Annotated in this window: 27 protein-coding genes; 12 read left to right on the top strand and 15 right to left on the bottom strand. The window is 68.4% G+C overall.

Annotated elements, in window-relative coordinates:
- Positions 1-66 precede the first annotated feature (66 nt).
- Entirely contained in the window at positions 67-1,044 is a 978-nt protein-coding gene (locus tag B0293_RS09000; RefSeq protein ID WP_005149640.1) for an NAD(P)H-quinone oxidoreductase, read from the top strand.
- Here the strand turns inward: B0293_RS09000 and B0293_RS09005 are convergent.
- Complete coding sequence (locus B0293_RS09005; RefSeq protein WP_005149639.1) at positions 1,041-2,240, bottom strand: cysteine desulfurase-like protein; 1,200 nt, start codon at positions 2,238-2,240, stop codon at positions 1,041-1,043. The two genes, B0293_RS09000 and B0293_RS09005, sit on opposite strands and share 4 nt — an antisense overlap.
- A gap of 134 nt (positions 2,241-2,374) precedes the next feature.
- Here B0293_RS09005 and B0293_RS09010 point away from each other — a divergent pair, with 134 nt between their 5' ends.
- Entirely contained in the window at positions 2,375-2,980 is a 606-nt protein-coding gene (locus tag B0293_RS09010; RefSeq protein WP_005149638.1) for a bacterial proteasome activator family protein, read from the top strand.
- Positions 2,981-2,986: 6 nt separating this feature from the next.
- Here B0293_RS09010 and B0293_RS09015 read toward each other — a convergent pair whose 3' ends face one another.
- Together B0293_RS09015 and B0293_RS09020 are read right to left on the bottom strand one after the other, a co-directional pair.
- Positions 2,987-4,078 carry an epoxide hydrolase family protein gene (locus B0293_RS09015; RefSeq protein ID WP_039914894.1) on the bottom strand — a complete coding sequence of 364 codons (1,092 nt, stop codon included), beginning with the start codon at positions 4,076-4,078 and terminating at the stop codon, positions 2,987-2,989.
- A 64-nt stretch (positions 4,079-4,142) separates the two neighbouring features.
- Entirely contained in the window at positions 4,143-5,384 is a 1,242-nt protein-coding gene (locus tag B0293_RS09020) for a polysaccharide pyruvyl transferase family protein (RefSeq protein ID WP_005149636.1), read from the bottom strand.
- 106 nt (positions 5,385-5,490) lie between these two features.
- On the opposite strand from B0293_RS09020, the gene wzm reads away from it, so the two are divergent.
- The 3 genes from wzm to glfT1 are packed head-to-tail and all read left to right on the top strand — an operon-like array spanning position 5,491 to position 8,177.
- Complete coding sequence (wzm, locus tag B0293_RS09025) at positions 5,491-6,444, top strand: galactan export ABC transporter permease subunit Wzm/RfbD (RefSeq protein WP_005149635.1); 954 nt, start codon at positions 5,491-5,493, stop codon at positions 6,442-6,444.
- A 3-nt stretch (positions 6,445-6,447) separates the two neighbouring features.
- Positions 6,448-7,272, top strand: a complete 825-nt coding sequence (gene wzt / locus B0293_RS09030; protein WP_005149633.1) for a galactan export ABC transporter ATP-binding subunit Wzt/RfbE — start codon at positions 6,448-6,450, stop codon at positions 7,270-7,272.
- Positions 7,269-8,177, top strand: coding sequence for a galactofuranosyltransferase GlfT1 (gene glfT1 / locus B0293_RS09035; protein WP_005149632.1), 909 nt, complete (start codon positions 7,269-7,271; stop codon positions 8,175-8,177). Before wzt ends, glfT1 begins: the two co-directional genes overlap by 4 nt.
- A 48-nt stretch (positions 8,178-8,225) precedes the next feature.
- On the opposite strand, the gene B0293_RS09040 is transcribed toward glfT1, so the two are convergent.
- From B0293_RS09040 to B0293_RS09055, 4 genes are all read right to left on the bottom strand, one after another.
- On the bottom strand, positions 8,226-9,707 hold the full coding sequence (locus B0293_RS09040) for a hypothetical protein (protein WP_005149631.1): 1,482 nt from the start codon (positions 9,705-9,707) through the stop codon (positions 8,226-8,228).
- A 12-nt stretch (positions 9,708-9,719) separates the two neighbouring features.
- On the bottom strand, positions 9,720-10,268 hold the full coding sequence (locus B0293_RS09045) for a DUF3558 family protein (protein ID WP_005149629.1): 549 nt from the start codon (positions 10,266-10,268) through the stop codon (positions 9,720-9,722).
- A 6-nt stretch (positions 10,269-10,274) separates the two neighbouring features.
- On the bottom strand, positions 10,275-10,751 hold the full coding sequence (locus tag B0293_RS09050; RefSeq protein WP_143254537.1) for a hypothetical protein: 477 nt from the start codon (positions 10,749-10,751) through the stop codon (positions 10,275-10,277).
- A gap of 154 nt (positions 10,752-10,905) precedes the next feature.
- A complete protein-coding gene (locus tag B0293_RS09055; RefSeq protein ID WP_005149627.1) occupies positions 10,906-11,670 on the bottom strand; it encodes an ESX secretion-associated protein EspG in 765 nt (254 codons plus the stop codon).
- A gap of 114 nt (positions 11,671-11,784) precedes the next feature.
- On the opposite strand from B0293_RS09055, the gene B0293_RS09060 reads away from it, so the two are divergent.
- Positions 11,785-12,027: a hypothetical protein gene (locus tag B0293_RS09060; RefSeq protein ID WP_005149626.1), complete on the top strand. Its 243-nt coding sequence runs from the start codon at positions 11,785-11,787 to the stop codon at positions 12,025-12,027.
- A 248-nt stretch (positions 12,028-12,275) separates the two neighbouring features.
- Here B0293_RS09060 and B0293_RS09065 read toward each other — a convergent pair whose 3' ends face one another.
- The 3 genes from B0293_RS09065 to B0293_RS09075 form a co-directional block, all read right to left on the bottom strand.
- Positions 12,276-13,289, bottom strand: a complete 1,014-nt coding sequence (locus tag B0293_RS09065; protein WP_005149624.1) for an acyl-CoA dehydrogenase family protein — start codon at positions 13,287-13,289, stop codon at positions 12,276-12,278.
- Between the two features lie 114 nt (positions 13,290-13,403).
- Positions 13,404-15,329, bottom strand: a complete 1,926-nt coding sequence (locus tag B0293_RS09070; protein ID WP_005149622.1) for a glycosyltransferase — start codon at positions 15,327-15,329, stop codon at positions 13,404-13,406.
- Between the two features lie 6 nt (positions 15,330-15,335).
- Positions 15,336-15,818, bottom strand: coding sequence for a GtrA family protein (locus B0293_RS09075; protein ID WP_039914887.1), 483 nt, complete (start codon positions 15,816-15,818; stop codon positions 15,336-15,338).
- Positions 15,819-15,919: 101 nt separating this feature from the next.
- Between B0293_RS09075 and B0293_RS09080 the strand changes: the two genes are divergently transcribed.
- The 6 genes from B0293_RS09080 to B0293_RS09105 all read left to right on the top strand — a co-directional run bounded on the left by B0293_RS09080 (position 15,920) and on the right by B0293_RS09105 (position 21,410).
- Positions 15,920-17,290 carry an FAD-binding oxidoreductase gene (locus tag B0293_RS09080; protein WP_039914978.1) on the top strand — a complete coding sequence of 457 codons (1,371 nt, stop codon included), beginning with the start codon at positions 15,920-15,922 and terminating at the stop codon, positions 17,288-17,290.
- Positions 17,287-18,042, top strand: coding sequence for a decaprenylphospho-beta-D-erythro-pentofuranosid-2-ulose 2-reductase (locus tag B0293_RS09085; protein WP_005149619.1), 756 nt, complete (start codon positions 17,287-17,289; stop codon positions 18,040-18,042). Before B0293_RS09080 ends, B0293_RS09085 begins: the two co-directional genes overlap by 4 nt.
- A gap of 83 nt (positions 18,043-18,125) precedes the next feature.
- Positions 18,126-18,617, top strand: a complete 492-nt coding sequence (locus B0293_RS09090; protein ID WP_005149618.1) for a YbaB/EbfC family nucleoid-associated protein — start codon at positions 18,126-18,128, stop codon at positions 18,615-18,617.
- The gene (locus B0293_RS09095; protein ID WP_005149617.1) at positions 18,614-20,104 is read left to right on the top strand and encodes a WXG100 family type VII secretion target; all 1,491 of its coding nucleotides are present in this window, start codon (positions 18,614-18,616) and stop codon (positions 20,102-20,104) included. Before B0293_RS09090 ends, B0293_RS09095 begins: the two co-directional genes overlap by 4 nt.
- Complete coding sequence (locus tag B0293_RS09100) at positions 20,101-20,817, top strand: hypothetical protein (protein WP_005149616.1); 717 nt, start codon at positions 20,101-20,103, stop codon at positions 20,815-20,817. Before B0293_RS09095 ends, B0293_RS09100 begins: the two co-directional genes overlap by 4 nt.
- On the top strand, positions 20,817-21,410 hold the full coding sequence (locus tag B0293_RS09105) for a hypothetical protein (protein WP_005149614.1): 594 nt from the start codon (positions 20,817-20,819) through the stop codon (positions 21,408-21,410). Before B0293_RS09100 ends, B0293_RS09105 begins: the two co-directional genes overlap by 1 nt.
- A 476-nt stretch (positions 21,411-21,886) precedes the next feature.
- Here the strand turns inward: B0293_RS09105 and B0293_RS09110 are convergent, their stop codons facing one another.
- The 5 genes from B0293_RS09110 to glf form a co-directional block, all read right to left on the bottom strand.
- Positions 21,887-23,389 (bottom strand): hypothetical protein, encoded by a 1,503-nt coding sequence (locus tag B0293_RS09110; protein ID WP_039914975.1) that lies wholly within the window; start codon positions 23,387-23,389, stop codon positions 21,887-21,889.
- A gap of 38 nt (positions 23,390-23,427) precedes the next feature.
- Positions 23,428-23,847, bottom strand: coding sequence for a hypothetical protein (locus B0293_RS09115; protein ID WP_005149611.1), 420 nt, complete (start codon positions 23,845-23,847; stop codon positions 23,428-23,430).
- Positions 23,848-23,944: 97 nt separating this feature from the next.
- The gene (locus tag B0293_RS09120) at positions 23,945-24,904 is read right to left on the bottom strand and encodes a decaprenyl-phosphate phosphoribosyltransferase (RefSeq protein ID WP_005149610.1); all 960 of its coding nucleotides are present in this window, start codon (positions 24,902-24,904) and stop codon (positions 23,945-23,947) included.
- Complete coding sequence (locus B0293_RS09125; protein WP_005149609.1) at positions 24,901-25,416, bottom strand: phosphatase PAP2 family protein; 516 nt, start codon at positions 25,414-25,416, stop codon at positions 24,901-24,903. Before B0293_RS09125 ends, B0293_RS09120 begins: the two co-directional genes overlap by 4 nt.
- Positions 25,409-26,635 carry a UDP-galactopyranose mutase gene (gene glf / locus B0293_RS09130; protein WP_005149608.1) on the bottom strand — a complete coding sequence of 409 codons (1,227 nt, stop codon included), beginning with the start codon at positions 26,633-26,635 and terminating at the stop codon, positions 25,409-25,411. Before glf ends, B0293_RS09125 begins: the two co-directional genes overlap by 8 nt.
- Between the last annotated feature and the right edge of the window lie 61 nt (positions 26,636-26,696).

Below are 26,696 nucleotides of genomic sequence, written 5' to 3' on the forward strand. Positions count from 1 at the left end.
TGTGGTTTGCGTCATAGGTCAACCGACGTTCGGCGGACTTACCTTCACCGTTATAGGGTCGCCTGTATGTACGCGATCACCATCCGTGAGCCCGGCGATCCCGATGTTCTCGAATGGGCCGAGGTCCCCGATCCGGTGGCGGGTGAAGGCGAAGTCGTCATCGAGGTCGCCGCGAGCGCCGTCAACCGGGCTGACCTGCTGCAACGTCAGGGCAACTATCCGCCTCCGCCGGGCGCGAGCGACATTCTCGGACTCGAATGTTCGGGCACGATCGCCGAAATCGGCGAAGGCGTCGAGGGGTGGCGAATCGGCGACGAGGTTTGTGCTTTGCTCGCCGGTGGTGGCTATGGGGAAAAGGTCGCCGTCCCGGCCGGACAACTGCTTCCGCTGCCCGCCGAAGTCGAATTGCTCGCGGCCGCCGGACTGCCCGAAGTCGCGTGCACGGTTTGGGCGAATGTCGTCATGCACGCCGGCTTGTCCGAGGGCGAGGTCCTGCTCGTCCACGGCGGTGCCGGTGGGATCGGCACGCACGCGATCCAGGTCGCCAAGGCGCTCGGCGCGACGGTCGCGGTGACCGCGGGTTCGGCCGCGCGGCTGGAGAGCTGCCGCCAGCTCGGCGCCGACATCACGATCAACTACAAGGAGCAGGATTTCGTCGAGGTCCTGCGCGCCGAGACCGGCGGCGCGGACGTCATCCTCGACAACATGGGCGCCAAGTACCTCGACCGCAACATCGACGCGCTGAAGGCCGACGGCAGGCTCGTGGTCATCGGCATGCAGGGCGGGGTCAAGGGCGAGCTCAACATCGGCAAGCTGCTGGGCAAACGCGTGAGCGTGTACGCCGCGGGCCTGCGTTCGCGGCCGCTGGCCCAGAAGGCGGCGATCGTCGCCGACGTCCGCGAGCGGCTGTGGCCGTTGGTCGAGCAGGGTTCGGTGAAGCCGATCGTCGGCCAGGTCGTCCCGATGGCCGAGGCATCCTCCGCGCACCGCGCGCTCGAAGAAGGCACCGTTTTCGGCAAGGTCCTCCTCGCCGCGAAGTCCTAGCGGATTTCTTCCAGCACCCGGACGAGCTGATTGACCTCGAAGACGTTCGAGTAATGCGCGAGTCCGATGCGGACGGCGCCGCCGACTTCGGCGGCGCCCAGTGAACCGAAGACCCCGCTCGTGCCGTCGTCGGCGAAGGCGCAGAGCCCCTGGGACGCGAGATACTCCGCGACCTCGGGCGACTTCTTGCCCGCGACGGCGAAGGCCAGCGCGGGGATCCGGCGCATGGCGTCGCCGATGACCATCACGTGCCGCAGCGAACGCAGCTCTGTGGACAGTTGCGCCAGCAGTCCCGCGTGATACGACTTCGCCGAACCCAGCGACGTCACCAGCTTCTCGCGCCGCGAACCGATCGCCGCGTCGTCCAAACCGGCCAGATAGTCGATCGACGCGATCAGGCCGGCGAGCAGCGGGTACGCGTGCGGGCCCAGTTCCATCCGGGCCGGGCCGCGCGCGGCCGGGTCGAGCGAGACCGACGGCAGGCGTTCGAGCAGTTCGGGATCGCGGAAGACCAGCGCCCCCACCGACGGCCCGCCCCAGGCCTGCGCCGAAACCACCATCACGTCGGCGCCGAGCGCGTTGAGGTCCAGCGGCACGAACGGCGCCGCGTACGTCGCGTCGACGACCACCAGCGCGCCGACGCGTTTGGCGAACTCGATCACCGTCGGGACGTCGGGCCGGGTGCCGACCGAACCGGACGCGAGCGTGACCGCGACGGCCTTGGTGCGCGCGGAGACGAGGTTCTCGTACTGCCAGGCGGGCAGCTCGCAGGTCTCGATGTCGATCTCGCCCCAGCGCACGACCGCGCCGACGCGTTTCGCGGCGCGGCGCCACGGCGCGAGGTTGGCCTCTTCGTCCAACCGGGACACGACGACCTCGTCGCCGATCGTCCAGCGGTCGGCCATCGCGTCGACGAGACGGCGGATGAGGTCGGGCGCGTTGGGTCCGAGCACGACTCCGGCCGGGTCGGCGCCGACCAGGTCGGCGACCGCCCGGCGAGCGGCCGTGACAATGCTTTCCGCACGCTGGGAGGCCGGAAACGCTCCACCCGGCCCGGACACCGGAGCGCGCATGGCCGTGGATACGGCCGAAGCGACCTGTTCAGGTACGAGCATTCCGGCGGCGCCGTCGAAGTGAATCCAGCCGTCACCCAGCGCGGGAAACAACCCACGGATACGAGCGACGTCGAACGCCATGGGGACACCGTACGGACGTGCGGTTTGGCGCTTTACCCGGGGTTGGCCAGCCGACCACGGGGCGCGACGATTCCCGCTACGCTCGGAGACGGCGTCGAAAACCACACTGCGCTTCGCGCCCGACGTAGGCCAGGATGGAGCACATGACCGACCCAGTTTCCCGCGAATCGAACACCCCCGGTGACGGCGGCGGAGACTCCTCGCCCCACGTGGTGGTCGTCGGGCCCGACGGCGTTCCGGTCGGCACCGCGCGGCTCGGCTCGTCCGGTGACCACGGCGAGGGCGAGCAGCAGGAGGAATCGCTCGGCGACCTCGTCGAAGAGCCCGCCAAGGTGATGCGGATCGGCACGATGATCAAGCAGCTGCTGGAAGAGGTCCGCGCCGCGCCGCTGGACGACGCCAGCCGCACGCGCGTGCGCGAGATCCACCAGACCTCGATCCGGGAGCTGGAGCAGGCGCTCGCGCCGGAACTGCAGGACGAGCTGGAGCGGCTGGTGCGGCCGTTCACCGAGAACTCGACGCCGTCCGATGCCGAGCTGCGGATCGCGCAGGCCCAGCTGGTCGGCTGGCTGGAAGGGCTGTTCAGCGGCATCCAGACCGCGCTGTTCGCGCAGCAGATGGCCGCGCGGGTGCAGCTGGAGCAGATGCGGCGGGGGCTCCCGGCGGGTCCGTCCGCGGGCGGTGCCCTGGGCGGACACGCGGCGGGCGGCGACTCGCACGGGCCCGGCCAGTACCTCTGAGCAGGGTCAGCGCAGCGGGCGGAAGAACGTCCGCAGGTCGTCGATGAGCAGATCCGGCACCTCCAGCCCCGGGAAGTGACCCCCGCGGTCCGGAGTGGACCAGTGCACGATGTGGTCGGTGCGCTCGGCGAGGTGCCGGAGCGGCCGGCCGGTGTCCTTCGGGAACACGGCCACCCCGGTGGGCACAGTGGACTTCGGCGGCTCCTCGCCCCAGGCCCCGCCCTGCGCGGCGTAGATCCGCGAAGACGAGTTCGCCGTGCCGGTGAGCCAGTAGAGCATCACGGTGGTGAGCAGATCGTCGCGGTCGATCGCGTCCTCGGGAACGTCGCGCGAGTCCGAAAAGGACTTGAACTTCTCCGCCAGCCACCCGAGCTGCCCTGCCGGTGAGTCGGTGAGCCCGTAGGCAAGCGTTTGCGGCTTGGTCGCCTGGATCATCGCGTAGCCCAGCTCGCCGTCCTCGAACTCACGCTCGGGCACCGCGTGCGGCAGCATCGTCAGATGCGCGCCGAGCACCCGCTCCGGGCACCGGACGCCCACCTGCCGCGAAACGATCGCGCCCCAGTCGCCGCCGTGCAGCCCGAACCGTTCGTACCCGAGCCGCGACATCAGCACCGGCCACGCGCCGGCGATCCGGCCGGGACCCCAGTCCGCCTCGGTCGTCGGCCCGGAGAACCCGAACCCCGGCAGCGACGGCACCACGACGTGGAACGCGTCCTCGGGGTCGCCACCGTACGCACGCGGGTCGGACAGGGGCCCGACGACGTCGAGGAATTCCACAATGGACCCCGGCCAGCCGTGCGTGAGCACCAGCGGGATCGCGTCCGGCTCCGGTGACCGCGCGTGCAGGAAGTGGACGTTCGCGCCGTCGATGTTCGTGAGGAAGCCGGGGAAGCCGTTGAGGCGCTCCTCGTGGGTGCGCCAGTCATAGCGGAGACGCCAGTACTCGGCGAGGTCCTGGAGATACCCGAGCGGTGTCCCGAGCCCCCAGCCGACACCGTCGATCTCGTCGGGCCAGCGCGTGTTCGCCAGCCGGGCGGCGAGGTCGTCGAGGTCGCGCTGCGGGACGGCGATCGTGAACGGCGTGATTTCGTCGGTCATGAGCACGACGGTAGGAAGGATCGAGGACAGGAACGGCCCTCGAAACCTCGCTGTCGGCTATCGATCAGATGCGGATGATGCGAGCCCACCGCCTGCGCAGTGGGGTCACCTGGGCATCCGGAGGCTCGTCAGCCTCCGGGACTGGGCGATCCACGGGCGCGTAGACGGCCTTCGCCAGATCGTGTTTCGCCTTCTTGAACCCGGCCAGCACTTCGGGTGCGTATCCGCCCGCCTCCGGCCGATCGGGCACCTGGCCCAGATCCTCCAGCAGCGTCCAGTGGGACCCGAGCGCCGCCAGGGAACGATGTTTCGTCGCGTAGTAGTCGGGGTGGATCGAAACCGCCACTCCCGAAGCACCCGCCGCCGCGGCCAGCATGTGCAGATGGAACCTGGTGGAGATCCAGGTCTGCCCAGGCGAGACCGGGAGCCCGTGCGTCCAGATGTGGGAGAACGGGTAGAACCGGGCGCCCGGCAGCTCGCGCTCGAGCAGGGCGAACACCTCGCGGTCGACCCGGGGCACGCCTTCGACGACACCGATCTTCTCGGTCGGGATCTTCCACGAGCGCACCATCGAAAGCACCGCGCCCGCCAGCTTGCCGACTCCGACCTCCACCAGGTCGGACTGGAGGCAGAGCATGACCTCGGGCAGGTCTTCGGCCTCGTCGTAGAGGTGCGGTCCGATCCCGATGAACGCGTCGTCGAGACCCACCGGCACGTCCAGCAACTCCGCCGAGGCGTCGTCGCGGACCTCCACGATCTCGAACCGGTCGGCCAGCGCGCGCAACAACGGCCCGACGTCGTCGCAAGCGGGCAACAGCCCCTGTCCCGTCATCGCCGCCCGGCCACCGGACCGCTCGGCGGCGGCCGCCGCCCCGGCGAGAAGCCCGATCTGCTTGGGCCAAAGCCTGTTGATGTAGCCGCCACCGACGACGTGCACCACGTCGGCCGTCGCGAGCAGCTCGATCCCGTGATGCAACCTGGGCATCATGCCGGGGTTGTGCACGGCTTCCCTGACCCACGCGGCCGTCTGCCACGGGTCCTCGGAAGGGGCCTCCCAGCAAAGCCGCCACAGCGTGTCCGTGAACTTCGCCCGCGGATGCAGCCCGTCGAGGAGCACGGCCGCCGGACCGGGCGAATGGGTGTCCACCCACACGTCCGCGTCGGGTGCCACTTCGGCCAGATGCCGGAGCCAGCTCGCGGCGATGAGCTCATCACCGTAGTTGGGGTGACCGACCGGCGCGACCAGGTAATACAGCGCGCGCTGGACAGGCTTCGACACCGAAACCGTACTGTCGGGGACCGGCATCCGTGCATCGTATGCTCCGCACACACCGTCACCGGAGCGGGAGCGTCGGACCACCTCCGGGCGGGGCGGCCCAGGCACCATCGGCCCCATCGGTACCCTCGTTCCCGTGCATGCCACCAGCACGGTTCACGCCGCCGACAGTGCTGCGCCGACCTCGGTTCCGCCGATTTCGGACAGCAAGACCTTTTCGCGCGCGTTCGCCGACATCAAGACCGGTTTCGCCGCCAAAGAGCTGTGGGGACACCTCGGCTGGCAGGACATCAAGCAGCGCTATCGCCGCTCGGTGATCGGCCCGTTCTGGATCACCATCAGCCAGGGCATCATCGCGCTGGGCCTGGGACTTCTGTATTCACAGCTGTTCAGCATGCCGACGGCGACGTTCCTGCCCTACATCAGCACCGGGTTCATCGTCTGGGGCTTCATCAGCGGCTGTCTCTCCGAGGGCATGGAGACCTTCATCTCCAACGAAGGGCTGATCAAACAGCTCCCGGCGCCGCTGTCGGTCTACGTGCTGCGCACGGTGTGGCGCCAGACCCTGATGCTGATGCACAACCTGATCGTCTACGTGATCGTGGTCGCGATCTTCTTCACCTCGCTCAACCACCAGTACTCGCTGAACACCGGCAACTGCAACGAGGGCTTCACCGGCATCTGCCACCCCGGCCTCGGCTGGTACTCGCTGAGCGCGATCCCCGGCATCCTGATGCTCGCGCTGAACGCCGGCTGGGTCACCCTGCTGCTGGGCATCATCTCGACCCGCTACCGCGACATCCCGCAGGTGATCAACTCGCTCATCCAGCTGCTCTTCTATATGACGCCGATCGTGTGGCCGATCGACCAGCTCATGGCAGGCGGCGCCCGGACGGGCATTTCGGGAGCCTTGCCGTTCGTCTACGCGAACCCGCTCTTCCACTTCATCCAGATCGTGCGGGCACCACTGATCGGGCAGGCCGTCAGCCCCTACAGCTGGGTGGTCGTCGGCGGCATCACCATCATCGGCTGGGGCCTCGCCCTGGTTGCGATGCGCAATTACCGTTCCCGCGTCTCTTATTGGGTGTGACAGATGGTCAGCATTGATGTGCACAACGCCTACGTCGACTTCCCCATCTTCGACGCGAAGACCCGCTCCATGAAGAAGAAGGTGCTGGGCAAGGTCGGCGGCAAGATCGGCACCGAGACCAAGGTGCCGATCATCGAAGCCCTGCACGACGTGACGCTCTCGCTGAAGCAAGGCGACCGTGTCGGCCTGGTCGGCCACAACGGTGCCGGGAAGTCGACCCTGCTGCGGCTGCTGTCCGGCATCTACGAGCCCACTCGTGGCTCGGCGAAGATCTCGGGCAAGATCGCACCGGTCTTCGACCTCGGGATCGGCATGGACCCGGAGATCTCCGGGCTGGAGAACATCATCGTCCGCGGCCTGTTCCTCGGGATGACCGCGAAGCAGATGGAAGCCCGCGTCGACGACATCGCGGAGTTCACCGAGCTCGGTGACTACCTGCAGATGCCGCTGCGGACGTACTCCACCGGTATGCGCGTGCGCCTGGCGCTGGGCGTGGTCACCTCGATCGACCCGGAGATCCTGATCCTCGACGAGGGCATCGGCGCGGTCGACGCGGCCTTCCTCAACAAGGCCAAGGACCGGCTGAAGGACCTCGTCAAGCGGTCCGGCATCCTGGTTTTCGCCAGCCACTCGGACGAGTTCCTCTTCGAGCTCTGCGATTCCGCCATCTGGATGGACGAGGGACACGTCAAGATGCGCGGTTCGCTGCGCGACGTGCTCACCGGCTACAAGGGGCGCGACCCGTTCGAGAACATGAGCCAGGAGACGCTGGAGCGCTTCGGTATCGAGCCGCAGCCGGTGGCGACGACGAACGGTGGCCAAGGATGACCAGCGAGACCCGGCAGTTGCCCGAAGGTGCCGTCGTCGGCGTCGTCGTCACGCGCCATCGGCGGGAACTGCTCGCGGACTCGCTCAAGGTGATCGCCGCGCAGACGCGGCCGGTCGACCACCTCGTCGTGGTCGACAACGGGCCGGACAAGTCGGCGCGGGACATCGTCGAGAACTACCCGCTTCCCTTCACGTACCTGCCTTCGCACCGCAACCTCGGCGGCGCGGGCGGGTTCGCGCTCGGCATGCTGCACGCGCTCTCGCTGGGCGCGGACTGGATCTGGCTGGCCGACGACGACGGCCGTCCCGCCGACGAGAACGTCCTCGCGATCCTGCTGGACGAGGCCGAAAAGCGGGACCTGGCCGAGATCTCCCCGGTGGTGTCCAACATCGACGCGCCGGACAAGCTCGCGTTTCCCTTGCGGCGCGGGCTGACCTGGAAGCGGTCGTCGTCGGAACTGGGCGTCGACTTCCTGCCCGGTATCGCCTCGCTGATGAACGGCGCGTTGTTCCGCGCGTCCACTTTGGACGTCGTCGGTGTGCCGGACCTGCGGCTGTTCTTCCGCGGCGACGAGGTCGAGCTGCACCGCCGCCTGGTGCGTTCGGGGCTGCCGTTCGGCACCTCGCTCAAGACCGCGTACCTGCACCCGGACGGCTCGGACGAGTTCAAGCCGATGCTGGGCGGCCGGTTCCACGCGCAGGACCCGGAGAACGAGGTCAAGCGCTACTACACCTACCGCAACCGCGGGTACCTGCTGTCGCAGCCGGGCATGCGCAAGATCGGCGCGCTCGAAGTGGTGCGGTTCGGGCTGTACTTCGTCGGCGTGAAGCGGGATCCGAAGGCGTTCTTGCAGTGGCTGAAGCTGGTTCGCCAGGGCCGCAAGGAAAAGTTCTACCGCTACTGAGACACACGAAAGGGCCCCTCGCTCGTGCGAGGGGCCCTTTTCGTGTGTCTATTCGCCGATGACCGGCGGCGCGGTGCGCATGTCGGTCCCGAAGACCTCGTCCGGGTCGCCTTCGACGAGGTACGTCGGACGCTGGTGCTCGGTGTCCTCGTCCCCCTCCGACTGCTGGCCGCGGCCACCCATGCCGCCGCCCATCCCCGGGCCGCCACGGCCGGCGGCGCCACCGCCGAGACCGCCCATACCGCGGCCTGCCGCGGCTTCGGCGGCGCCGACACCGCCGGGGCGGGCCGCGCCGGACGCGGAACCCGAACCGGGCGTGGAGCCCGAACCGCCACCGGGTCCGAAGCCGCTGCCGCCGCCACCGCGGCCGCTCCGGCTGTTGTACTCCGAGTCGCCCATGCCGCCGCCCATCATGGGCGACATCGGCATCGGGCTCATCGGCATGGCGTTCGAGTTGTTGTTCGGGCCGGGGGTGCTGATCGGCGGCTGGTTGCCCAGGAAACCCGACGGTGTCGTGCTCGACGGGATGCTGCCCGTACCCGTGGTGCTGCCGGGACCGGGGATGTGGCCGCCGCCACCGCCGCCTCCTCCACCGTTGCCACTGCCACTGCCGCCACTGCCGCCACCGTTGCCCGGCGGGATGTAGGTGTTGCCGGGGTTGCTGCCGTGGCCGGGCTGGCCGTCACCGGGGTTCCTCGAGCCTGGCGGAACCTCGTACGGCTGCGGCTTGTCGATACCGCCCCCGCCGTCCACGCCGAACTTGGGCGGTTCGGCGAACGCCGGCTGCTTCGACGCGGCGTCGTACAGCGCCTTGTCGTAGTTGTGCATGGCGGTGGCCGCCTCGGTGTGCGCCTCTTGGCTGTCCTTCTGCTTCTGGATGGACTTGTCGATGTTGTCGCCCATGTTGAACGGGTTCGACGTCAGCCAGCCACCGACCTCCTCCTTCCAGCTGAAGGGGATCGGCTTGGGCATGGTGTTCTTCACGGTGGAAGCCGCGTTGCCCTGGTCGTAGATCGTTTCGGAGGCGAGCTTCGCGTTCTGGGAGTTCGTCTCGGACCACTTGCTGAGGCTCTTGAAGTAGCCCTGCGCGTTGCCCGCCGCGTCACCCTCCCAGGTGCCCTGCGACGCCGTGACGGCCTTGTCCATGGTCGTCGAGAAGGTGTTGAACGCCTGGTGCAGGTGGTGGTACGCCGTGGAGACGTCGGTGACCTGGTTGACGTTCAGGTCGCTGTTGACGAACTGTTCGAGCTTCTCGTGGTCGTAACCCTGGTAGTCCGCGTTCGACGGCTCCAGTCCCTCGACGTATTGAACGTCCTTGTTCTTGGTCAGCTCGTCGACGTTCTTGTCGCCGACCTCCTGGGACTGCTGGTGCGCCTTCCCGGAGGCGATGAACCGGTTGACCGCGCCGAACAGCCAGCCGTCGCTGGGATCGACGCCCTCGTCGGCCTTCTGCTGGAAGTACGCGTCGCGGGCCGCGGGCGAAAGGTCGGAGACCTGCTTCTCGCTCAGGTTCGGTGTCTTCGTGGTCATCCTGATTCCCCCTTAGCCTTTCGGAAGCTTCGGTTCGACGATGTCGGCGACCTTCTCGGCGATCCCGCAGGCCTTCTCGGTGTCGTCTCCGGCGATCAGGACGTCGACCCGTGCCGACGCGGTGAGTTCGAGCGCCATCAGGCACCCTCCCGGAGGCCTGGGGGCGAGTACCGCCTTGCGCCCGTTGACGTTGCCGCTGGTCTTGCCGTTGCCGGCGTCGCTCACCGAGTCGAGACCCTGCGTGTCACGAACCCCGACACCGATCGAAAGAGCTTCCGCGGCTGTCGCCGCCTCCTTGCTCAGCGTGCAGAGCCGGGCCCCGCCCGCGTTGTCGGTGGTCGGTGGTTTGAACGTCCCGTAGGACGCCAGGTCCGTCGCGCTGACGAGTGAACACGGGTCGATCGACGCGGTGTCCCCACCGGAGGTGGGCGCGGCGCTGGACGCGCTCGACTGCGCGGGAGGAGCTGACGGCGCGGGACTGGCACTTCCCGGCTTCTCGCTGGAGCACGCGGCCAGTACCAGAGCGGCCGCGGCGAGCGGCACCACGTAAAGCTTCTTCATCGTCCCTCAGGCCTGGATCTTCTTGGTGGCGTCGATCGCGCTGTCTTCGACACCCTTGTACAGTCCGGCCGCCCTGGCCAGTGCCTCGTCGGCGTCCTTGACCACCTGCTCGAACTGCCCGATGATCGCGTTCGCGGAGTTGGCCGACTGGGCGGCGCCCTTGTGGTCGTGGGCTGCCACGGCCTTGCCGTAGGGGTGGCCACCGAGCTGCGGCGCGTCGTTCAGCGCCATGGTCTTGACCTTCAGCTCGCGGAGCTCTTCCGTCATGTTCGCCAGGGCCTCACGAAGCGGCTTGACGCCCTCTTCGGAGATCTTGAAGCCGCCGCTCTTGGCGGCCGAGACCAGCTTCTGGGTCTCGGCGCTCACCTTGGCGATCGCAGCCTGGTTCAGGCCGCCCGCCGCCACGTAGTTGGCCGCCGCGCCCATGGCGGAGCCGATCGAGAAGTCCGGTGCCGCCTGTCCGCCGTCCGCTTCGAAAGCCATCGTCCGCCCCACTGCATCGTCTGCTCGCCCGTGCGTACCGCCCGGCAGTCTACTAGCCGAGCACTCAGCGCAACGAGGATCGCGGCTATTCGCCGATCATCGCAGTACGCGCCTGAACTGTGACGAAACGGGCTTCACCCCGGTTCCCGACGGTTCAGAACTGGCCTTCGAGCTGGGTGTACAGCTGCTGCGCGATCCTCGCGTTGTCGGCGGGAGCGTAGGTCAGCCAGCTTTGCCCGTCGGCCGCCTGGCGCGAGGTCATCATGAACCGGCCGGCTTCGGTGTCGAACCACGCCAGCGGCGGGAAGACCTGGCCACCGCGGATGAACACGCTGAACTGGCCGACCCGCGTCTTCGGCTTCTCGAAGATCCGCTCCACCTGCCGCTGTTGCGGGTTCGACCCGTGGGAGCGGGGTCCGGCGACCTTGGCGAACGGGTCGTACGCGTCGTCGTTGCGGGGACGCTTCGGCGCGCTCGCCGGCTTCGCGATGGTGACGGACTGGCCGGGACCCGCCGGGGTCAGCGGCAGCAGGTCGACGATCGACGCGACGATCGCGGTCGGCCTGGTCTCCTCGAATACGAGCAGGTTCTCTTCCTGGCGCACGACGACCGCGAACTGGCCGTTCGTCGCCGACCTCGCGAACAACTGCTTGTCCTTGTCCATCTGCGCGACCGCCCACACGGCGAGCTGCGGGGCGACGAACGTGGCGAGCGCGAGTTCGACGTCGGCGTCGAGCCTGCCGCCGCGCATCATGCCGCGGCCTTCGAGGTCGCGGAAGACCGCCTCGCGCACCATCGCGCGCTGGTCGGTCGTGGTGCCGATGTGCGGGACCTCGAACGGGGCAGGCGCCGGGCCGAGCCGCCCGTGTTCGAGCAGGATGTCCACCGCAGCCAGTGACAACGAGAACGAATGCGGCATCGCCATTTCCCCCCGCGGGTGTCTTGTTCGTCGGGATGAACGTAGTCCACGCACCCGGTACGCCCGCAGCGAACCCGCTTGCCGGGCCGTGATCAGTGCTGGTGCCATGGGTTCATGGCAGACCAGAAACCCGCGCTCGTACTCCATCTCGCCGCCGGCGGCGAACCGCTCCTCTTCGCGCTCACGACGGAGGAAGCCGAACGGCTGACCAAGGATCTCTCGCATTTCGTCCGGACCGGCTCGGTCCAGTCGATCCAGACCAAGGACGAGTCGGAGGTGGCGGTCAACTTCTCCCACGTCGCCGCCGCCTACATCGACGACCTGAACCGCAAGACCCGGGTGTTCGGCCTCCACTAGTCCCGGGAGAACAGCTCCAGGAGTCCCGACTTGAAGAAGGACCCTGGGTCCTTCAAGGAGGTCTTCACGGACCGGTGTTCTGCGGTGATCAGCGTGGTGAAGGGGAGCGTTGCGAAAGCCACTTTCGCAACCTTCAACGTTGCGAAAGTGGCTTTCACAACACCCGAGATCGGCGGGCGGGCGGGCGACTGAACACGCCACCTTTGCCCTTCACTTCACGACCTCCACTGATCCGACAGGGACAGCGCCTAGTCGCGGGCGAACAGCTCCAGGAGTCCCGACTTGATCTCCGGGCGGCTGGCGGCGACGAGCAGGAAGGTGGCTTCCCGGACGAGCCGCTGGGGGTGTCGTCCGGCGAGGACCGACGTGCTGCCGTTGGCCGCGACCAGCGCGCCGGCGGCCCGGAACGCGAGTTCCGCGCCCGCCGCCCGGGCCGGGGGCAGGGACGGCGGGTCGGCGAGGCCCGCGTCGAGCCGCGTGCGGACGACGTCGATCTCGGCCCGGATCCCGGCGGCGTCGTCGGCCTTCCCGAGGGCATCGAGGAGCCGGGCGGCGCGGTCGGCCAGGCCGAGCGGGGCGCAGCCGTTGAGCCGGGAGGCGAACGTGTTCCCCGCGACGAACTCCGCGTGCGGGATCTTCCCGTAGACACGGTCGTCGGCGACGAAGTAGCGGGTGAAGCCGAGGTGCACGGTGGACGTGCCCTGCGCGGCGACGAGGTCGAGCGGCTGGACCTCCACTCCCTCCGCGGGAACCGCGTCGACGGCCGCGCAGACGACGGTGTCGCCGTCCCGGGCGCACAGTTGGAGCAGGTCGATGACGCCCCAGCCGCTGACGAACGGCGCCTCGCCGTCGAGCAGGTAGCCGCCCTCGACGCGTTCCGCGCGCAGCCTGGGCGGGGTCGGGATCACCGCGGCGAACGCGGCGCCCGCCTTGAGTTCTCCCTTGATCAGCGCCGGGAGGTAGCGCTCGCGCAGGTCCACGCGATCGGTGACGGACAGCGCGGCGACCAGGCCGTGGTGCTGGATCCAGGTGAACATCGTGCTGAGACAGCCGCCGGCCAGCGCCTCCAGGATCTGGACGATCGTCGAGAGGTCGGCACCCGGACCGCCTGCTTCCTTGGGCGCGGCGAGGCCGTAGAAGCCTTCGGCGGCGAGGGCGTCGAAGTGGCTCGAAGGGACTTCGCCCTTGAGGTCGACTTCGGTGGCTGCCGGGAAGAGAACGTCATCGGCGAGGGCTTGGGCGCGGGCGACCGGATCCGTCATACCACTAAGGCTCCCTTACTTGACCGAAGGACGCTTTCGTCGCGTCCGCCGCAGCGAAAGGGCCCTTCACCGCGTCTTATGCGGTGAAGGGCCCTTTCAGCTCATGCCTGCTGCTTACAGCTTGTAGAGCCGCTTCCAGTTCTCCCGCGACGTCAGCTCGGGCATGGAGCGCTTGTACTGCTCCTGCACCGCCGCGCCTTCCTTGCGGAGCCGCTGGAGGACCTTGGCACCCTTCCGGGCCAGCTCGAACATCTTCACGCGGTCGTACGAGCGGACCCGCACACCCTCCTGCGAAGCGTCGGTGACGACGGCGGTTTCGAAGGTCGCGATGTGCCACCAGTGGGCTTCGTCGATCGGGACCGCGCCGAGCGAGTGACGGCTGCGGCCGAGCACCCGGTCGAGGACCCGCTTGATCAGCACCAGACGCTGCATGCTGGGCCGCGGCGCGCTGTTGATGATGCCGATGTCGTTCGACGCGATACCCGGGACGTCGGTGGCCTTGTGCCGCTTGGTCTCGGGGTACTCGTCGCGGATCCGGCGGATCTCCTTCATCGCGGCGACGCCGCCGTCACGCAGGATCTCCGGCCCTTCGAGGAAGTCCTCGACGGCCTTGATCAGCGTGGCGGACAGGCCGTACTGCATGCCGAGCAGGTACCGGACCAGCTGCGCGAGGAGCGCGCGAGAGAGCAGGTTCAGGTTGAACGGCGAGTGCAGCGCGGCGGTGATGATCGAGTTCCGCAGGTTGAAGTAGCGGTGCCACTCGTCCCAGTCCTTCCAGTGGAAGTCGGCGTGCCAGACGCCGGCGCCCGGAAGGGTGACCGTGGGGAAGCCCGCACCCCGCGCGCGGTAGCTGTACTCCGCGTCGTCCCACTGGAAGAAGAACGGCAGCGGGTAGCCCGTGGCCTTGACGACCTCGTACGGGATCAGGCACGACCACCAGCCGTTGTACCCGGCGTCGAGGCGGCGTTCCTGGCGGTTCGGCTTGAGGGTCTCCTCGTCGACGCCGAGCAGGTCGGCGGTCGAGAGCGAGTGCTGGACCGGCTGACCGGGCTCCAGCGTGTTCAGCCGGGCGTACTCGGCGCCGACGTGCAGCTGGTTCGGGTGCAGCAGGTTCAGCATCTGCCCGCCGACGATGACCGGGTTGACCGTGCGGTTGGAGAACGCGGTCATCCGGATCACCAGATCCGGCTCCAGCAGCACGTCGTCGTCCATGAACAGGACGTTCGCGTGCTCGGTCTCGGTGTGCCCGGCGACCTCGTAGAGGCCGCGGGTGAAGCCGCCGGCGCCGCCGAGGTTCGGCTGCTTGATGTAGTGCAGCTTGTCGCCGAGGTCCTTCGAGACCTGCTCGAAGCCGTCACGCGACTCGACGAGGTCGGTGCCCTGGTCGGCGACGTAGATCGCGTCGAGCGTCTCCAGCGAGGAGACGTCGGCGGCGAGCGCCTGCAGGTTCGACAGGCAGTCGTCGGCGCGGTTCATCGTGCAGATGGTCACCGCGGTCGGGCGGATCTTCTCCGGCGCCTCGACCGTCCAGCGGACGTTCTCGACGCGCAGCGACTGGCCACCCTCGGTCTCGAGGTCGAGCCAGAGCGCGCCGCCGTCGTAGAACTTGTCGAGCTTCGCGCTGAGCGTCACCTTCTGCTGCTTCGCGCCCGCGACGATCTCGGCGGCGACCACGCGCGGGTCACCCTCGATGTCGGAAGCGCCGACGGACAGCTGACCGTCACCGGTGACGACGGCCTCGACCTGGACCTCGGTCACATCGGTCCAGCGCTGCCAGTAGCTCGCGGGGAAGCGCCCGAAATAGGTGTTGCCGGACACCTTCGACGCCGGCTCGATGGAGATGCCCGCGCGCTCGCGCACGGCACTGCCCCATTCGAGTTCGGCGTAGAGGTCCTTGCTGACGATGGGGGCCGGGCCGGCGTAAAGCCCGCGCTGCGCGGTGAGACGGCCCTGCGGGGTGCGTTCCGCGAAGCGGGTGTCGTCGATAGTGCTCACCATGGCGCTCGGGGCCTCTCCGGTGACGGCGGCTTTACCGGGCATGAATCCTCAGTTCTCCTCTGTGCTGGTGACGATGTCGCGGGGCTCGCGGAAGACGACCCACTTGAGCATGACGAAATTGATCACGGTCGCGGTTGCCTGCGAAACGACCCAGCCGATGGTGGCCTTCCAGGCCGAGTCCGGCAGGACGTGCAGCATCGTGCGGTTGACGCCGACGGCGACGAGGAACGTCACGGCGTACAGGAGTACGAAGCTACCGATCTGACGTGCGCCCTCCTGGCGTCCACCGGCGAAGGTGAACTTGCGGTTCAGGAAGAACGCGGTCGTGGTACCCACGATGAAACTGAGCGCGCGGGCGACGTCCTCCCACGGCGTCGCGTCCATGCCGAGGGCGCGAAGTCCCTGGTAGACGCCGAAGTCGACCAAGGCGCAGAAGCCGCCGATGAGGCCGAAGCGGATGAGCTGCCCGAGCAGCCCAGGGGAGGACGGCGCTGCTGCCGTCGCACCGGCTTTCGGGTCGGTCGCCACCACTGCTCTACCTCATAAACTGCTGGGGCTGATGCGCAAAGTGTAGAAGCGAGCACTTCAGGGTCACGTTCCGGGCAGTGTTCGGCGTGGTTACCCTGGTCGGCGTGACCCAAGCACCCAAGACACAGCGGCAGTCGCTCATGGGCTGGGCAAGGACGTCGCCGACCATCGCGGACGTCCTGAGCACCCCCGACGTGGAGGCCATCGCCAAGGCGGTGACCCGGGCCGGGGAGCGCGGGGTCATCGCGCGCGGACTCGGCCGGTCCTACGGCGACCCGGCGCAGAACGCGGGCGGCCTGGTCGTCGACATGACCGCGCTGGACCGCATCCACTCGATCGAACCGGACTCCGGCATTGTCGACCTCGACGCCGGGGTCAGCCTCGACAAGCTGATGCGCGAGGGCCTGCCGTACGGCCTGTGGGTCCCGGTGCTGCCGGGTACGCGCCAGGTGACCATCGGCGGCGCGATCGCCAACGACATCCACGGCAAGAACCACCACTCGGCGGGCAGCTTCGGCAACCACGTGGTGTCGATGGACCTGGTCACCGCCGACGGGCAGGTGCGCACGATCACGCCGGACGGCCCCGACGCGGAGCTGTTCTGGGCGACCGTGGCGGGCATCGGCCTGACCGGCATCATCGTCCGGGCCAAGATCCGGATGACCAAGACGGAGACGGCCTACTTCAAGGCCGACATCCAGCGCACGGCGAACCTCGACGAGACCCTGGCGCTGGTCACCGACGGTTCCGAGGACAACTACACGTACTCGTCCGGCTGGTTCGACTCGATCTCCAAGGGTGCGAAGCTCGGCCGCGCGGCCTTCCAGCGCGGTTCACTCGCCAAGCTGGACGAACTGCCGCCCAAGCTGCGGGCCGACCCGCTCAAGTTCAACCCGGGGACCCTGGCCACCCTGCCGGACATCTTCCCGAACGGGCTGGCGAACAAGCTGTCGTTCTCCATGGTCGGCGAGCTGTACTACCGCAAGACCGCGAAGAACGCGCGCGACCAGATCCAGAGCCTGACGGCCTTCTATCACCCGCTCGACCTGTTCGGCGAGTGGAACCGCGCGTACGGCACCAACGGCTTCCTGCAGTACCAGTTCAGCACGCCGCTGAACGCGCACGAGCCGCTGCGCCGGATCATCCAGAAGGTCGCGGACTCCGGGCACGTGTCGTTCCTCAACGTGTTCAAGCAGATGGGCGAGGGCAACGCGGCGCCGCTGTCGTTCCCGCACCCCGGCTGGATGGTCTGCCTCGACTTCCCGATCAAGGACGGGCTGAGCCGGTTCTGCCAGGAACTCGACGAGGACGTGCTCGCGATCGGCGGCCGTCTGTACACGGCGAAGGACTCGCGCACCTCCGCGGAGAACTTCGCGAAGATGTACCCGCGTCTCGAGGAATGGCGCAAGGTCCGCGCTTCCGTTGACCCCGAAGGCGTTTTCGCCTCTGACATGTCCCGAAGGTTGGAACTGTGATCGACGCTGTTGGCAACCCCCAGTCCCTGCTGCTGCTCGGCGGCACCTCCGACATCGCGCTCGCGATCGCGGAGAAGTACCTGGCCGAGCGCCCCCTCCGGGTGGTGCTGGCCGGCCGTCAGTCGTCCCGGCTCGACGCGGCCGCGCAGCGCCTGAAGGACAAGGGCGCCGAAGTGGTATGCGTGGACTTCGACGCCAAGGCCCTGGACACGCACCCCGCCGTGCTGGACAAGGCGTTCGAGGGCGGCGACATCGACGTCGCCGTCGTCGCGTTCGGTCTGCTCGGCGACCAGGAAGAGCTGTGGCAGGACCACGCGAAGGCCGTCGAGGCGGCGACCGTGAACTACACGGCCGCGGTTTCGGTGGGTGTCGCGCTGTCCGAAAAGCTCAAGAAGCAGGGCCACGGCAAGGTCATCGCGCTGTCGTCGGTCGCCGGTGAGCGCGTCCGCCGGTCGAACTTCGTCTACGGCTCCTCCAAGGCCGGTTTCGATGGCTTCTACCTGGGCCTCGGCGAGGCGCTGGCCGAGTTCGGCGTGCAGATCACGGTCGTCCGCTCGGGCCAGGTCCGGACCAAGATGACCGAGGGCATGAAGGACGCCCCGCTGACGGTCGACGTCGAGCAGGTCGCCGAGACCTCGATCGCCGCCTCGCGCGCGGGCAAGGAACTGGTGTGGTCGCCCGCGCCGTTCCGCCTGGTCATGTCGGCCCTGCGGCACATCCCGCGGCCGATCTTCCGCAAACTCCCGATCTAGGGAACGGCCCCGCCGCCACTGTCGTCTCACCCCGTGCACGGACCGGGAGGGGTCCCCCTTCCGTCACGGGTTGAGAGGAATCGATGGCTGACCAGGAAGCCAAGCTCGACGCGGCCATCCGGTCGTTTCAGGAGCAGGCCGCCAAAGCCGCGGAACTGAAGGACAAGATCGCCGGGCTGCGCGGATCCGCGCGCAACGCCGACGGCTCGGTGACGGTGACCGTCGCCCCGTCCGGCGCGCTGCTGGGACTCCAGCTGTCCCCCAAGGCGATGAACCGCACGCACACCGCGTTGCAACAGGACATCCTGAACGCGATCAGAGAAGCCACGCAGCAGGCGGCGGCCGCGATGCAGCAGACCGTCCAGCCGATCCTCGGCGATCGCGCGGAGCAGTTCAAAGAGGCGTTCAACGCCCACGTCGAACCGCTCGGGCCGAGCGCTCCCCCGCCCGCGGAATCCCTCGCCGGACCGGCCGCGCCGGTTCAGCAACAGCCTGTCCGCACCCAGCGTCCGTCGCGCCCCGCTCCCGCCGAGGACGACGACTTCGGCGGCCCGATCCTGCGGAGGGACTCATGACCGGCTTCGGCGTCCAGACGGAGGCGCTCACCGCGCACTCCACGGGGTCCAAAGAGGCCTCGGGCAACTTCGGCAGCCTCGCGAGCCTGCTGGAGCAGGCCAGGGTCTCCGACGACTGCTTCGGCCCGCTCGGCGAGCTGATGGCGTTCAAGTACTTCGAGGGCCTCCAGGAATGCCAGGACCTCGCCGAGCAGGCGAAGTCCTTCATGGACCAGATCGCCGACAAGACCACCACCGCGGCGAAGACCTACACCGAGCACAACCAGGGCACCGCCGAGGTCATCACCGGCCTCGGCGCCGGGCTGGACGACGGCGGCAGCGGCCCCGGCAGCCTGAGCGACCTCAACAGCGCGGGCGACTCGGGTCGCAAGGGGTTCTGGGAGCAGAACGGCGGCTACGGCAGCTCGTGGGTCAGCACGTCCTCGGACGTCGCCAGGGCGAGCAGCCCGCCGGACGTCGCGATCGCGGCCGTGCACGCGCGGATGGAACAGCTCCAGCTCGTGATGAGCCCCGGTCAGTCCTTTTTGGACAACGGGCTCGGCTTCCTGATCGGGATCGTGATCAGCCCGCTGGTCGAACTGGTGCTGGAACCCGCGATCGGCGACCCCGAGCAGATGCGCAGCACCGCCAAGGGCTGGGAGCAGACGGCCAAGTGGCTCGACGGCGTCGCCGAGCACGAGCAGAAGCGGGCAGACGGCACCAAGGAAGCCTGGAAGGGCGACGCGGGCGACGCCTTCCGCGGCCAGATGACCGAGTTCTCGGGCGGCGCCAAGGCGTTCGCGAACGACGTCCGCGGGCTGCAGCAGATCCTGGAGATCGCCGCCGACCTGTTCGACGCGTTCGTCGAGATCGTCATCGACATCATCCAGGAACTGGTGATGGGCCTGATCATCGAGTGGCTGGCCGCGCTGGCCGCCTCGTGGATCACGGCGGGCGCCTCGGTCGGCGCGGCGGGCGCGGCCACGGCCGGTCAGGTCGCGGTGACCGGCGGACGGCTCGGGATGAAGGTCAAGCAGCTGCTCGGCAAGCTCAAGCCGTTGATCGAGAAGCTCGAAGACATCCTGAAGATGCTCCGCAACGGGCCGCTGAAGAAGGTCGTCGAGCGCACCGAGGGCCTGCGTGACGGCAACTGGCTGCAGAAGCGGCTGGCCGACCAGATCGACAAGAACCCCCTCGCCAAGATCGTCACGAAGGCCAACCCGGCGACTGGGGCCTCCAAGACCGCCAACAAGTTCGCGAACCGGTACGGCGTCGGCGGCGAGGGCTCGGACGCGCTCACCACGAACCTCACCGAGGCCGGGCTGCGGGCGATGGGCATGAGCGGGACGACCAGCTTCGGCAAGGCCGCTTTCCGCGGCAGTGCCGGTAATCTGACGGAGCTGGGCGTCGAGCAAGGCGTCAAGGCCGGGTACAACGAGTCGCAGGACTCGTCGTCCGAGGAAGAGCGCCGCGCGGCGACCGACAGAGGGTTCACGATCGAAGAATGAATCTCGGCTACCCGCTCGGGGCCGCGTCGCAGGCCCTGCCTTCGCTGAACCCGGGCGAACGGCTGCTGTGGGCCGCGTACGGCCGCACCTTGAACTACGACGTACGCGGCCTCGACCCTTGGGGTGTCCCGAAGAAGAGCGTGCTGGGCAAGATCGGCTCGGGCGCGGCGAACTTCGCCGGTGACTTCGTCAGCGCCGCGCTGGGCGGCGAGGACGACGGCGGCGCTTCGAATCCGCCGTCACCGCAGGTCATCGTGCTCGGCGAACAGGGCGGTATCGCGCACGCGGCGGTGCGGGAGCTGTCCACCAGCGGTTCGCTTTCGCGGCTGTGGGCGCTGACCAGCGCGCGGCTGCTGGTGCTGGAGAAGTTCATCCCGCCGCCGGAGCCGGAAAAGCCCGCCGAGAAGTCGTTCATGTCGAAGGCGATCGGGTTCGGCAAGGGCGTGGTCAAGACCGGCAAGGACATCGCCGCGATCATGACCACGAAGACCTACGGCGAGAACGCCGAGGGCGTCCCGATCGCGCGGCACGAGATGGTGCCGCGCGCCGGGATCCCGCGCGATCGGATCGCCGGTTTCGCGGTGGCCGAACACGGCAAGAAGCGCCGACCGTGCCTGCGGGCGTCCTTTGTGGACGGTTCAGGGATGGATTTCCTGTTCGACTGCGACGATCCGCGCCAGTTCGCCTGGCTGTACTCGGTGACGGTGAGCTGATGGAGAACACGCCGCTGACCGCGAAGACCGTCGACGAGATCGTCGAACGGGAACTGCACCAGTTCTGGCTCGCGCCCGGCGAACGCCTGATCGTCGGCTGCCCGCCCGCGCACGGGTACGTCGGCTTGCTGCTGGACGGCAAGCTCACACTGCCTTATGAGCCGTCGCGGGAAACCCCTGTGGTGACCGGGAAAACGCGGTGGCCGCTGCCCGCGCCGGACGTCCTCGAAGGCGACTGGACCGACGATCCGACGATCGCCTACTGGGTCGTCGCGCGGACCGCCGACCAGACCGCCGCGCGGCTCGCGGACCACCTCGCCGGCGGCAAGGGTGAGGCGCGGCTGACGCTGTCCGACCGTCGGCTGGCCGTCGTGTACCCGGCGAAGCTGCTGGAGGGCGAGGATCCCGCGCAGCCGTTCCGCACCTTCGACGAGATGCCCTCGGGCGTCGTGCGTTCGGTGACCGCGCTGTACCTGGGGCGGAGTTTCCCGGCGCGGCCGGTGCTCCAGTTCGTCTTCGCCGACGGGTCCGTGGTCTACCAGCGGGACCTGCTGGCGGTCACGCGAGCCGACCGCGCCCACTCCCGCCGCTGACCCCCTCGCGTTTCGTCCTCTACTTGCGCCGAGCCGCGCCGCGCCGCACCGAGCCGCGCCGCCGTGTCCCCAATGCGGCATTGGGGACGTTGGGTGTCCCCAATGCCGCATTGGGGACACCAGAACTCACGACCACCCTGCGGCCCAATGCGGTCTCGTGGGAGCTGGTGTTGCGAAAGCCACCTTCGCAACACTGAAGGTTGCGAAAGTGGCTTTCGCAACCCTTCCGGCGAGGCCACCCGGCGGGCAGAAGCAGACACCCCACCAGGCGTTGACCCCGCTCACCGGCAGGGCGACTTCGCCCCCCTCAATAACCCTTTTGCCACTCACGACCGCAGTGACGCCACGCGAGCCGACCCCGCCCGCTCCCGCCGCTGCCCCTCACGCGTTTCGTCCTCTGAATGCGGTAGTTGGCGTCGCGAACTACCGCATTCAGAGGACGAAACGCGCGGGAGCGGGGGTCAGCGGGCGGGAGGTCAGCGGGCCGGGAGCAGGTAGAGGCTTTGGGTGCCCATCCACGGCGAGTGGATGGTCCAGGTCGCCAGCGCGTTCGACGGCGGTTTCTTCCCGGTGGCCAGCACCAGATCCGGGGTCGCGGGCGGGACGCTGTGGTCGAAGAACCGGAAGTTCGCCGCCAGCAGCGCCTTGCCGAGTTCGCTGCTGCGGTTCTTCGTCTCGATGATCGCCGGGTCGACCGCGCCGCGGTCGGAGAACTGGTCGACGATGTCGCAGTCGCAGGCGTAGGCGAGCGCGCCGACCTCGCCCGCGCTTTCCACCTTGCGCCCCTTGGTCAGTTCGGCCAGTTGCGAGCCGATCCGCCGGTATTCGTCGGACGCGGCGTGGTTGCTGGTGATGGGCGCGAACCGGCGCGGCAGTTCGGGGGTCGCGTAGGCGAAAGCGCTCGCGAGCAGGAACGCGCCGGCGAGGATTCCCGCGCCGAGCCGGGCCCGGCCGGGGACCGCGCAGGCGGCCGCGGCGAGGAAGACCGTCGCGCCGACGATGCTCGGCGCGTAGTACCAGTGGTACGGCGGGACGTTCAGCCAGCAGTAGGCCAGATAGTGCGTCGCACCGGCGATCGCGAGGGTCGCGAACGGCGCCAGGCGCTTCGCCCGCTCCGAACCGCGCCGGTAGTGGAACGTCCACAGTAGACCGGCGAGTCCGCCGATCACGAGCGGCAGAAAGGAAAGTGTCGCCGCGAGCGGGAAGTTGCGCCAGTACAGCAGCGGGCCGTTGGTGAAGCTGAACGGTCCCCACGACCGCTGCATGATCTTGATGACCAGGGTGTCCGGCACCGCCGAACCCAGGGTCAGCCAGCTGAACCCGAACCACGGCAGCATCACCGCGAGCGCGGCGAACGTCAGGCGCCAGATGCCCTCCCAGAACTCACGGCGCGCGAGGAACAGCACGAACGCGATCAGCAGCAGGTCGATCCGGATCAGCGCGATCAGGCCGATCACCGCGCCCGCGGCGGCGGGACGGCGTTCGTGCAGCAGCACCATCAGCCAGACGACGGCCGCCGCGCCGAGCGCGACTTCGAGGCCGACCGACGACAGCAGCAGCGGGTTCACCAGCAGCAGGCCCAGCGCCAGCGGCGCGAATCCGGCGGGGAGGCCGGTCGCGGCGCCGATCCGGCGCAGGCCGAGGACGAGCGCCACCTGGCTCGCGACGAAGACGATCCCGGCGGCGAAGACGGCGTCCCGGACGATGAACGTGACCAGCCCCAGCACGAGGACGTTCAGCGGCGACGTCGCGGTGTTGGCGGTGCCGTCCTCGATCAGGCCCCAATGGCCGTGGAAGGCGAGGTTCTTCGCGTACGACAGCGTGATATACGTGTCGTCGATCAAATGCCCGCTGACCAGCACGAACACCAGGGCCGAGGCCACCGCCGCCCCGGCTGGCAGAACCCAGGGGCGGGTGAGGACGGCGGCTACCGGCAGCGCACCGGAAGCCTGGGGAAGTTCAGCGGAGGCGCTTCGCATCACGAACACCGTACACGGTGCCGTGATGATTCCGTTATCTACCCGCCATGGGACTGGTCACGCCAGCCCCGGTCACCGGGACCTTCACGGAAGTCCCGGTGCATACCGGGACCGCCTGGACCACGGTGTTCGCGGGAAATCCCCGGCCGGTCGTCGTGCCTGGCGACGGCGAGACCGACGGCGGTGCCGATGATCCCTCCGCCGAGGAGGAAGCCGAGCAGGCCGACCGCGACCAGCTGCGTCGCGCGATGCCCGGCGAAACGGCGGAAGCCGCCCTTCTCCGGCGGAGCCTGCTGTGGCGGCACCCAGCCCGGCGGTGGCCCGGCGGGAGGTTCGGCCGGGGCGGCGGCGGGCGTTTCGGACGGCGTCTCGTCGGGCTTCTTCGCGGTCTCGTCACCGACGGCGGGTTGCTCGACCGTCTTGTCGTCGTCGCCGGACGGCCGCTGAGGGTCGCTCATCTTTCGCTCCTAGGTCGATGGGAGCGGGTGTCCTACCCGCTCCCACCACCGAGGATGCGTGCGCAACCTGTGGATGCGCTGTGTCCGAGCTGTCGAATCAGAGATAGAACGACAGGAACAGCGTGACCACCCAGCTCGCGCCGAGCACCTGGAGCACGCGGTCCTTGAGCGCGATCTCCTCCGGCTCGCCCGCGTTGCCGCCGTCGACGTCGACGGCGTAGCGCAGGACGGCGACCACGAACGGGACCATCGAGACGACCGCCCAGACCGAGTCGTGCTCGACCTGGCGGATCTCGAACGCCCACAGGCAGTACGACATGATCAGGATCGCCGCGGACGTCGCCCAGACGAACCGCAGGTAGCTCGCCGAGTACTTCTTGAGCGAAGACCGGATCTTCGCCCCGGTGCGCTCGAAGAGCATGATCTCGGCGTAGCGCTTGCCCGCCACCATGAACAGCGAGCCGAACGCGGTGACCAGCAGGAACCACTGCGACATCGCGATACCGCCCGCCACACCACCGGCGATCGACCGCATCAGGAAGCCCGAGCCGACGATGGCCAGGTCGACCACCGGCTGGTGCTTGAGCCCGAAGCAGTAGCCGAGCTGGACGGCCTCGTAGACCGCGAGCACGACCGCGAGCTGCCAGCTGGCGAAGAACGAGATGCCGAGACCGAGGGCGAAGAACACCACCGCCGAGACGTAGGCCACCGGGACCGGCACGATCCCGGCCGCGATCGGCCGGTTCCGCTTGGTCGGGTGCGCCTTGTCCGCCTCGACGTCGACAGCGTCGTTGATGAGATAGACCGAGGAGGCCACCAGCGAGAACGCCGCGAAGGCGATCAGCGCGGCGATCAGCAGGCCGGTCCGGTCCGTCGACTTCGAAAAGGCGAAGAACGGCGCGGCGAACACCAGCACGTTCTTCACCCACTGACGCGGGCGTGCCGTCTTGATGATGCCGCCGACGAGACCGCCGGCGACCTTCTTCGGTTCGGCGGCCTCGGCCACGGGTTCTACATCGTCAGGCTTGGAATCGGCCTTCTCGGTCGTTTCACTCATCGTCGCTTCAGCTTCCTACGTATCAAGCCGCCGACTACGCCCCCAAGGGCCGCTCCGGCCAGAACGTCGGTCGGGTAGTGGACGCCGAGCACGAGCCGGGAGGCCAGCATCGGCGGTACCAGGGCCGGGACCAGGTTACGCCCGGTCAATCCGGAGTAGAGCACCGCCGCCGCCGTAGTCGAAGTCGCGTGCGAAGACGGAAAGCTCAGCTTGCTCGGCGTGGAGACCAGGACCTCGACGCTCGGGTGGTCCGGCCGGGGCCGCCTGACCACGCGCTTCACCGCGATCGACGCGGCGTGCGCGCCGACGACGCCCGCCGCCGCGACCAGCCAGTCCTTGCGCCGCTTCTTGTCCACCGCGGCCCCGACGAGCCCCAGCGCGAACCATCCCGCGCTGTGCTCGCCGAAGTGCGAAAGACCCCGTGCCGCCTTGACCGTGATGTCGCTCTTCAGAACGCCCTGAGCCTTGGCCAGGACCGCGACCTCACCCGTGGGTGCGCCCTTCTCAAGCATCGAGGGACCCGTCCAGAGGCGCGCCATCGGTCAGGTGCGGCGCGATCTTGTTGTCGAACGCGGACAGCGCCGAGCCGATGGCCATGTGCATGTCGAGGTACTTGTAGGTACCGAGACGGCCGCCGAACAGCACGTTCTTGTCCTTGGCCTCGGCCTTCGCCAGCTCGCGGTAGGCCTCGAGCTTCTCGCGGTTCTCCGGGGTGTTGATCGGGTAGTACGGCTCGTCGGCCTCGCCGGCGAAGCGCGAGTACTCGCGGAACACGACCGTCTTGTCGTTCGGGTAGTGCTTGCGCTCCGGGTGGAAGTGCCGGAACTCGATGATCCGGGTGTAGGGCACTTCTTCGTCGTTGTAGTTGACCACCGAGGTGCCCTGGAAGTCGCCCGTCTCGACGACCTCGGACTCGAAGTCCACCGTGCGCCAGCTGAAGCGGCCCTCGGAGTAGCCGAAGTAGCGGTCCAGCGGCCCGGTGTAGACGGTCGGGGTGCCGGCGGGGATGTGCTCGCGGACGTCGAAGTAGTCGACGTTCAGCCGCACCTCGATGTTCTCGTGCTCGGCCATCTTCTCGAGCCACGCGGTGTAGCCGTCGACCGGCAGACCCTCGTAGGTGTCGTTGAAGTACCGGTTGTCGAAGGTGTAGCGGACCGGGAGCCGGGTGATGATGTCGGCGCCGAGGTTCTTCGGGTCGTTCTCCCACTGCTTGGCCGTGTAGCCGCGGATGAACGCCTCGTACAGCGGGCGGCCGACCAGCGAGATCGCCTTCTCTTCGAGGTTCTGCGCGTTCGCGGTCTCGAACTCCGACGACTGCTTGGCGATCAGCTCACGGGCCTCGTCCGGCGTGTGCGACTTGCCGAAGAACTCGTTGATCAGGCCGAGGTTCATCGGGAACGAGTAGACCTGGTCCTTGACCTTGGCGAAGACCCTGTGCTGGTAGCCGGTGAAGGAGGTGAAGCGGTTGACGTACTCCCACACGCGCTTGTTAGAGGTGTGGAACAGGTGCGCACCGTAACGGTGCACCTCGATCCCGGTCTCCGGCTCGGCTTCGGAGTAGGCGTTGCCACCGATGTGATGGCGCCGCTCCAGCACGAGGACCTTCTTGCCGAGCTCGGCCGCGGCCCGTTCGGCCACGGTCAGCCCGAAGAATCCGGACCCGACCACGATGAGGTCGTAGCCGGCGAAATCGGCTTCAGTAATCTTGTCGGGGTTCGTGTGCGCGCTCACGGGCGTCGAGGGTACGCAGGTCAACTCCGTGCCCTGCACCGAGCACCGGTTTTCACCTTCG

This window comes from Amycolatopsis azurea DSM 43854, assembly GCF_001995215.1.
Lineage (GTDB): Bacteria > Actinomycetota > Actinomycetes > Mycobacteriales > Pseudonocardiaceae > Amycolatopsis > Amycolatopsis azurea.

What these genes read in the sequence shown, in the direction of transcription:
- B0293_RS09000 (WP_005149640.1), top strand. Translation starts at nt 67, where the DNA reads ATGTACGCGATCACCATCCGTGAGCCCGGCGATCCCGATGTTCTCGAA.
- B0293_RS09005 (WP_005149639.1), bottom strand. Translation starts at nt 2,240, where the DNA reads ATGGCGTTCGACGTCGCTCGTATCCGTGGGTTGTTTCCCGCGCTGGGT.
- B0293_RS09010 (WP_005149638.1), top strand. Translation starts at nt 2,375, where the DNA reads ATGGAGCACATGACCGACCCAGTTTCCCGCGAATCGAACACCCCCGGT.
- B0293_RS09015 (WP_039914894.1), bottom strand. Translation starts at nt 4,078, where the DNA reads ATGACCGACGAAATCACGCCGTTCACGATCGCCGTCCCGCAGCGCGAC.
- B0293_RS09020 (WP_005149636.1), bottom strand. Translation starts at nt 5,384, where the DNA reads ATGCCGGTCCCCGACAGTACGGTTTCGGTGTCGAAGCCTGTCCAGCGC.
- wzt (WP_005149633.1), top strand. Translation starts at nt 6,448, where the DNA reads ATGGTCAGCATTGATGTGCACAACGCCTACGTCGACTTCCCCATCTTC.
- glfT1 (WP_005149632.1), top strand. Translation starts at nt 7,269, where the DNA reads ATGACCAGCGAGACCCGGCAGTTGCCCGAAGGTGCCGTCGTCGGCGTC.
- B0293_RS09040 (WP_005149631.1), bottom strand. Translation starts at nt 9,707, where the DNA reads ATGACCACGAAGACACCGAACCTGAGCGAGAAGCAGGTCTCCGACCTT.
- B0293_RS09045 (WP_005149629.1), bottom strand. Translation starts at nt 10,268, where the DNA reads ATGAAGAAGCTTTACGTGGTGCCGCTCGCCGCGGCCGCTCTGGTACTG.
- B0293_RS09050 (WP_143254537.1), bottom strand. Translation starts at nt 10,751, where the DNA reads ATGGCTTTCGAAGCGGACGGCGGACAGGCGGCACCGGACTTCTCGATC.
- B0293_RS09055 (WP_005149627.1), bottom strand. Translation starts at nt 11,670, where the DNA reads ATGCCGCATTCGTTCTCGTTGTCACTGGCTGCGGTGGACATCCTGCTC.
- B0293_RS09060 (WP_005149626.1), top strand. Translation starts at nt 11,785, where the DNA reads ATGGCAGACCAGAAACCCGCGCTCGTACTCCATCTCGCCGCCGGCGGC.
- B0293_RS09065 (WP_005149624.1), bottom strand. Translation starts at nt 13,289, where the DNA reads ATGACGGATCCGGTCGCCCGCGCCCAAGCCCTCGCCGATGACGTTCTC.
- B0293_RS09070 (WP_005149622.1), bottom strand. Translation starts at nt 15,329, where the DNA reads ATGCCCGGTAAAGCCGCCGTCACCGGAGAGGCCCCGAGCGCCATGGTG.
- B0293_RS09090 (WP_005149618.1), top strand. Translation starts at nt 18,126, where the DNA reads ATGGCTGACCAGGAAGCCAAGCTCGACGCGGCCATCCGGTCGTTTCAG.
- B0293_RS09095 (WP_005149617.1), top strand. Translation starts at nt 18,614, where the DNA reads ATGACCGGCTTCGGCGTCCAGACGGAGGCGCTCACCGCGCACTCCACG.
- B0293_RS09100 (WP_005149616.1), top strand. Translation starts at nt 20,101, where the DNA reads ATGAATCTCGGCTACCCGCTCGGGGCCGCGTCGCAGGCCCTGCCTTCG.
- B0293_RS09105 (WP_005149614.1), top strand. Translation starts at nt 20,817, where the DNA reads ATGGAGAACACGCCGCTGACCGCGAAGACCGTCGACGAGATCGTCGAA.
- B0293_RS09110 (WP_039914975.1), bottom strand. Translation starts at nt 23,389, where the DNA reads ATGCGAAGCGCCTCCGCTGAACTTCCCCAGGCTTCCGGTGCGCTGCCG.
- B0293_RS09115 (WP_005149611.1), bottom strand. Translation starts at nt 23,847, where the DNA reads ATGAGCGACCCTCAGCGGCCGTCCGGCGACGACGACAAGACGGTCGAG.
- B0293_RS09120 (WP_005149610.1), bottom strand. Translation starts at nt 24,904, where the DNA reads ATGAGTGAAACGACCGAGAAGGCCGATTCCAAGCCTGACGATGTAGAA.
- B0293_RS09125 (WP_005149609.1), bottom strand. Translation starts at nt 25,416, where the DNA reads ATGCTTGAGAAGGGCGCACCCACGGGTGAGGTCGCGGTCCTGGCCAAG.